5 protein-coding genes are annotated in these 7,104 nt (G+C 66.7%); 4 read left to right on the plus strand and 1 reads right to left on the minus strand.

What is annotated here, in order from left to right; all coding sequences use genetic code 11:
• Window positions 1-255: 255 nt before the first annotated feature.
• Window positions 256-1,254 carry a LysR substrate-binding domain-containing protein gene (locus G3N93_RS09475; protein ID WP_206132870.1) on the minus strand — a complete coding sequence of 333 codons (999 nt, stop codon included), beginning with the start codon at window positions 1,252-1,254 and terminating at the stop codon, window positions 256-258.
• 601 nt (window positions 1,255-1,855) lie between these two features.
• On the opposite strand from G3N93_RS09475, the gene G3N93_RS09480 reads away from it, so the two are divergent.
• The 4 genes from G3N93_RS09480 to G3N93_RS09495 all read left to right on the plus strand — a co-directional run.
• Window positions 1,856-3,271: a circularly permuted type 2 ATP-grasp protein gene (locus G3N93_RS09480; protein ID WP_043183281.1), complete on the plus strand. Its 1,416-nt coding sequence runs from the start codon at window positions 1,856-1,858 to the stop codon at window positions 3,269-3,271.
• Window positions 3,272-3,335: 64 nt separating this feature from the next.
• On the plus strand, window positions 3,336-4,277 hold the full coding sequence (locus tag G3N93_RS09485) for an alpha-E domain-containing protein (RefSeq protein ID WP_124577526.1): 942 nt from the start codon (window positions 3,336-3,338) through the stop codon (window positions 4,275-4,277).
• Between the two features lie 8 nt (window positions 4,278-4,285).
• The gene (locus tag G3N93_RS09490; RefSeq protein WP_174941818.1) at window positions 4,286-5,266 is read left to right on the plus strand and encodes a transglutaminase family protein; all 981 of its coding nucleotides are present in this window, start codon (window positions 4,286-4,288) and stop codon (window positions 5,264-5,266) included.
• A gap of 95 nt (window positions 5,267-5,361) precedes the next feature.
• Window positions 5,362-7,104, plus strand: a 1,743-nt coding sequence (locus G3N93_RS09495; RefSeq protein ID WP_206132871.1) for a transglutaminase family protein, incomplete at its 3' end; no start/stop codon positions are given.

Here is a 7,104-nt window from a genome sequence, read left to right on the forward strand (position 1 = left end):
GGAATATGCCGGCGTGCGATGTCGCGTGTAAAAGAATCATCCCGGAAACGCAAACGATTGCGATTCATCTGATAACGATTACGGGTCTGGCGTAGTCATTTTTCAGGCTATAGCGGGATCGTTGTTTGCTACCGGGGAGTGGGTCGCGTGCGCAGGGAAGTGACGCAGATGCATGCGCATACCGGATGGATGCAAACCGTATTCGCGCTCGCGTCGTCGACGGACACGACGCGAACGCGAATGCAAACGCGAAGATCAGCGGCTGCCGCCCACGCTGCGCCGCGCGATGCGCATCGCCGGCGCGGCCGCGGGTTCGACTGAGCCGACCGCACCTTCGGCCGCCGTGCGCGGCCGGTTCATGATGTAGGTCCACAGTTGCTCTGCCGCGAGCCCGCGCTTGCGGGCCGACCGGTACAGGCGGATTTCGAGCTCGGTGATCCAGTCGCCGGAACCCGCGCACACGAGCGTGCCTTCCGCGAGCTCCTTCGTGACGCAGCTTTCCGGCAGCCAGCCGATCCCGTGCCCGGCCACGACCATGCCCTTCAACGCCTCGGACATGTGCGTCTCGAAGCACCGGTGCAGCACGTACGGCTCGGTGGCATTCAGCAGCAGCATCTCGACGATGTTGCCGAGAAACGCGCCCGACGAATATGCGAGCAGCGGCAGCGGGGCATCGGGGGTGCCCGGCAGCTGGAATACCGGCTTGCCGCGCGCATCGGGTGTCGACACGGGCAGGATCCGTTCGACGCCGAGGCTGACGAACGGGAAGTGGTTCGGATCGAGCACGATCGGCAACTGCGGATGGTGATAGCCGAGCAGCAGGTCGCATTCCCCTTCGACGAGCTGCTGCACGCCTTCCGGCACGTTCACCGCGTTGACGCGCGCGGTCACGTGGCCGACCTCGCCGTTGAGCTGCTTGAGCCATTCGGGAAACAGCGTGAAGACGAGCGTGTGGGCAACCGCGAAACGCACGACCTGATCGCTGGCCGCGAACTGGTCGTAGCCGTTCACGAGATTGCGCGCCGCATACATGCTGCGCAGGATGTCCGCGGCGAGCCCGCGGAACATCTGGCCGGCCGGCGTCAGCGTGATCGGGTTGATGCTCCGGTCGACCAGCTTCGCGTCCATCCAGGTTTCGAGTGCGGCAATTCGTCTGCTGAATGCCGACTGCGTGAGGTGCCGGTTACGCGCGGCCCGGGAAAAGCTCTTGGTATCCGCAAGGCTCAGGAAATCTTCCAGCCACTTTGCTTCCATTTCGATCTTCGCTTTTTATAGTCGGGCGCCTGAAAGGCGGCGGCACCGTTTGCTGCACCAACTTTCTAGCGTACCGCGCCTCGCGCCGGTCGACCCGATGTTTTTTTTCGATGGGTGTCAGTCGAAATATGCATGAGCGTTGTCGGCGGGATTACGGCTGCATAGCGTTGAGGTGCCGGACCCGGCTCACCGGACAGTTCATCGCGTCGAACTGCCGATGCGGCCGCAGACGGTACTTCCCCCCAGGGCCGGTTGCGCCGTGTGCGTGCCGGCCCGCCTTCCCATCCTTTCGTTCCGGTGGTCCGGCGCCCGGGCGGCCCATTTTTTGTGCAGTGCAGATTGCACATTCATGACACGCGGGGGAACTATGTTCGGAAGACGCGGCGCAGCATGAACCGTGCGCGCTGGCGACGCACCGTCGTCGCCCGTTGCGTCGGGCGCTGCACCGCGGTGGTGCGCAATGCCGCGCGGGCGTGCCTGGCGCGGCGTAAAAAGGGGGGATTATCGAGGGGATCGCGCAAGGCACGTTCCTTGCAAAGCAGTCGTTACGCCGGTCCGGCATGCGCAATGCCGGGGAAAACGATCGATGGAGAAAAGATCGATGAAGCCATTCGATGAAATGCTGCAATCCGGCGACATGGTAAGGGCGCCCTACGCGCGCCTGAAGCAGTGGCTCGACACCCAGAATCCCGCGAGCCTCGCCCAGAAAGCCCACGACGCGGAAGGCGTGTTCCGCAAGACGGGCATCACGTTCGCCGTCTACGGCGACGCAGAGGCCGCCGAGCGGCTGATTCCGTTCGACATCGTCCCGCGCATCATTTCGGGTGCCGAATGGAGCCGGCTGTCGCTCGGCATCGAGCAGCGCGTGATGGCGCTCAACGCCTTCCTCGACGACATCTACCACCGCCAGGAAATTGTGCGCGCGGGCATCGTGCCGAAGCACCTGATCGCGCACAACGAAGCATTCATCCCGGAGATGATCGACTTCCGGCCCCCCGGAAACGTTTACACGCACATCATCGGCGTGGACATCGTGCGCACCGGCGAGAACGAGTTCTACGTGCTGGAAGACAACGCGCGCACGCCGTCCGGCGTGTCGTACATGCTGGAAAACCGCGAGACGATGATGCAGCTCTTCCCGGAGCTGTTCCAGCAGGTGAAGGTGCGCCCGGTCGAGACCTATCCGCAGATGCTGCGCCAGTCGCTCGCGGCCGTGTGCCCGCCGGGCGGCAACGCCGACAACCCGACCGTCGCCGTGCTCACGCCCGGCATCCACAATTCCGCGTACTACGAACATTCGTTCCTCGCCGACCAGATGGGCGTGCATCTCGTCGAGGGCAGCGACCTGCAGGTGATCGACGGCCGCGTCGCGATGCGCACGACCGAGGGCTTCCGCCCGATCGACGTGCTGTACCGCCGCGTCGACGACGCGTTCCTCGATCCGCTCACGTTCCGCCCCGATTCGGTGCTCGGCGTCGCGGGGATCATGGACGTGTACCGCGCGGGCAACATCACGATCGCGAACGCGCCCGGCACCGGTATCGCCGACGACAAGGCGATCTACTCGTACATGCCGGAGATCGTCGAGTTCTACACGGGCCGCAAGGCGCTGCTGGAGAACGTGCCGACCTGGCGCTGCGGCGAGGCCGACAGCCTGAAGTACGTGCTCGACCATCTCGACGAACTGGTCGTGAAGGAAGTGCACGGCTCGGGCGGCTACGGGATGCTGGTCGGGCCGTGCGCGTCGAAGGCCGAGCTCGAAGCGTTTGCCGCGAAGCTGCGCGCGCGCCCCGCGAACTACATCGCGCAGCCGACGCTCGCGCTGTCCACGACCCCGATCCTGACCGAAGCCGGCCTCGCGCCGCGCCACGTCGACCTGCGGCCGTTCGTGCTGGTGTCGGACCGGATCCGCATCACGCCGGGCGGGCTCACGCGCGTCGCGCTGAAGGAGGGATCGCTCGTCGTCAACTCGAGCCAGGGCGGCGGCACCAAGGACACCTGGGTGCTGGCCGACTGAGCCGGACGCGACCGCATGCGCCGGCACTGGCGCGCGAACCGAACGAAGACGGAGTGGACACGAGATGCTTCTGGGACGAACTGCAAGCGGTCTCTACTGGATGTACCGCTATATCGAGCGCGCGGAGAACATCGCGCGCATCGTCGATGCCGGGCTGCGGATGGCGCTCACGCGCACGTCCGACGCGCCGGCCGAATGGTCGTCGGTGCTCGTCAGCTCGGGCACGGACGACGGCTACCGGCAGAAATACGACGCGTATGCGGCCGATACCGTGACCGACTACCTGCTGCGCGACCGCGACAACCCGTCGAGCGTGCTGTCGTGCATCGAGGCCGCGCGCTCGAATGCACGGATGGTGCGCACCGCGCTCACGCGCGAGGCGTGGGAGAGTGTGAACGGCGCGTGGCTCGCGCTGCGTCGCGGGCTCGCGCAGCCGGTGCCGGAGAGCGAACTGCCGGCCGTGCTCGACCAGGTGAAGCGCGAAACCGCGCTGATCCTCGGCAGCTTCTACAGCACGATGCTGCGCAACGAGATCTTCGATTTCGCGCAGATCGGCGCGTTCGTCGAGCGCGCGGACAACACGGCGAGGATCATCGACGTCAAATACCACCTGCTGCTGCCGTCGGTGTCGCACGTCGGCACGATCCTCGACAACTACCAGTGGGAGACGATCCTGCGCTGCGTCGCCGCGCACCGTTCGTACCGCTGGGTGTACGACGTGCAGTACAAGCCGATGAACATCGCCGACTACCTGATCCTGAACGGCCGCATGCCGCGTTCGCTGCGCTATTGCTACGGGCGCGTCGTGTCGAGCCTGAACCTGCTCGCGAAGGATTACGGTGTGACACACCCGTGTCACGACACGGCCACGAAGATCCTGCAGATGCTGTCCGATACCTCGGTCGAGCGGATCTTCAAGAGCGGCCTGCACGAGTTCCTGACCGACTTCATCGGCCGCAACAACAGCCTCGGGCTCGAAATCGCCCAGGCTTACAACTTCGACTGAGACTTGCCATGCGACTCGCCATCCGACACATCTCGCGTTATCAGTTCGACGATCAAGCCACCCATGCGCTGCAACGGCTGCGGCTGCGCCCGCAATCGGGCCCCGGGCAGACGGTGCGCGCGTGGCAGGTCACGATCGACGGCGTCGAGCCGTCGCTGTCGTATGCCGACGGGCTCGGCAACCGGATCGACCTCGTGCGGCACGACCGCGGCGCGAAGGCCGAGATCGTCGTCATCGCGGCCGGCGTCGTCGAGACGCAGGACCGCGCGGGCATTCTCGGGAATCCAGAAGGTTATGCGCCGCCGTGGATCTTCGAGCGCGAAACCGCGCTGACGAAGGCCGGCGACACGGTGCGTGCGCTCGCGCAAGCGCTGCCGATCGAGCCGCACAGCCTCGATGCGCTGCACTGGCTGATGACGGAAGTGCACGACCGCATCGCGTATGCGCCGAACCTGGCCGCCGAAGCCCCCGTCGACGCGGAAACCGCGCTGCAAAGCGGCGAGGGCACGAGCCGCGACCATGCGCATGCGTTCATCGCGGCCGCACGCGTGCTGAAGATTCCCGCGCGCTATATCTCGGGCTACGTGCTGGCAGACAGCGCGATGCAGCGCATCGCCGACGCGAAGCAGAGCGCGGGCGACGTCGAGGAGGAGGAAGAGGCGCTCGCGTTGCAGAGCGGCGAGGGCATGCAGCAGGTGCTCGGCGCGTCGCATGCCGCGCAGTCGCAGGGAATGCCGCAACCGGCGCTCGGCGCGCAGCCGCAGGCGGCCGGACTGATGCAGCAGCCGGCCGGCCATGCGTGGGCCGAGGCCTATGTCGAAGGGCTCGGCTGGGTCGGGTTCGATCCGTTCATGAACCGCTGCCCGGACGAACGCTACGTGCGCATCGCGGTCGGCCTCGACTACCGCGACGCGCAGCCGGTGACGGGGCTCGGCGCGACGGCCGTCGGTGTCGAGATCAGCGTCGTGCAGACGCCCGAGCTCGTCTGACCTCGCGCACGCTTTCGCCGAATCCGCCGGGCCGGGCCGCCGCGTCGCGTTGAGCGCGACGCGCGCCCGGTCGGCTCAACCCGAACCGAGCTCCCATGTCCATCCACGTCGCGCTGCATCACACCACCCGCTATCGCTACGACCGGCTCGTCAACCTCGGCCCGCAGGTCGTGCGGCTGCGGCCCGCGCCGCACTGCCGGACGCCGATCCTCGCGTATTCGATGACGGTCGAGCCCGCGCAGCACTTCATCAACTGGCAGCAGGACCCGTTCTCGAACTATCTCGCGCGGCTCGTGTTTCCGGAGCGCACCGAGTACTTCGAGGTCACGATCGATCTCGTCGCCGAGATGTCGGTATACAACCCGTTCGACTTCTTCCTGGAAGCGAGCGCCGATCAATACCCGTTCCGCTATGACGATGCGCTGAAGACCGAGCTCGCGCCGTATCTCGCGCGCAATCCGCAGACGAGCGCGGCGCCGCTGTTCCGCGCGTATGTCGACGGCGTCGACCGCACGCCGGCCGGCACCGTGAACTTCCTCGTTGCGCTGAACCAGCAACTGCAGCGCGACATCGGCTATCTCGTGCGGATGGAGCCGGGCGTGCAGACGCCCGAGCAGACGCTCGAGCTGGCCTCCGGCTCGTGCCGCGACAGCGCATGGTTGCTCGTGCAGCTGTGCCGCCATCTCGGCATTGCCGCGCGTTTCGTGTCGGGCTACCTGATCCAGCTCACGCCCGACGTGAAGTCGCTCGACGGCCCGAGCGGCACGTCGGTCGACTTCACCGACCTGCACGCATGGTGCGAGGTGTACCTGCCGGGCGCCGGCTGGATCGGCTTCGATCCGACCTCGGGCCTGCTCGCCGGCGAAGGTCACATTCCGCTCGCCTGCACGCCGCAGCCGACCAGCGCCGCGCCGGTCGAGGGGCTGATCGACGAATGCGAGGTGTCGTTCGAGCACGAGATGACCGTGACGCGCGTGTACGAATCGCCGCGCGTGACGAAGCCGTATACGGAATCGCAATGGGACGGTGTGCTGGCGCTCGGCACGCAGGTCGACGGCGCGCTGGCGGCCGGCGACGTGCGGCTCACGCAGGGCGGCGAGCCGACCTTCGTGTCGATCGACGATCGCGACGGCGCCGAGTGGAATACCGACGCGCTCGGCCCGACCAAGCGCGGCTATGCGACCGAACTCGTGCAACGGCTGCGCGCCGAATACGGCGACGGCGGCTTCCTGCATTTCGGGCAGGGCAAGTGGTATCCCGGCGAGCAATTGCCGCGCTGGGCGCTGTCGATTTTCTGGCGTGCCGACGGCCAGCCCGTGTGGCACGATCCGTCGCTGTTCGCCGACGAGCGCGAGCCATCCGCCCATACGACCGACGATGCGAAGCGCTTCATCGATGCGCTCGCCGCGCGGCTGAACCTGACCGACGAGTTCATCCGGCCCGGCTACGAGGACGTCTGGTACTACCTGTGGCGCGAGCGCCGGTTGCCGGTCAACGTCGACCCGTTCGACTCGCGTCTCGACGACGAGCTCGAACGTGCGCGGCTGCGCAAGGTGTTCGAGCAGAAGCTCGACAGCGTGGTCGGCTACGTGCTGCCGGTCAAGCGCACGGAGGAAACGCCTGGCCTCGACGGCCCGCGCTGGCAGACGGGCCCGTGGTTCTTCCGCGACGAGCGGATGTACCTCATGCCCGGCGATTCGCCGATGGGCTATCGGCTGCCGCTCGATTCGCTGCCGTGGGCGAGCCGCGCCGACTATCCGTATCTGGTCGAGCGCGATCCGTTCGCGCCGCGCGCCGCATTGCCTGACGCCGCCGCGATCCGCGCGCGCTACGCGGGC

The sequence above is a fragment of the Burkholderia sp. Se-20378 genome (assembly GCF_017104665.1).
GTDB lineage: Bacteria > Pseudomonadota > Gammaproteobacteria > Burkholderiales > Burkholderiaceae > Burkholderia > Burkholderia lata.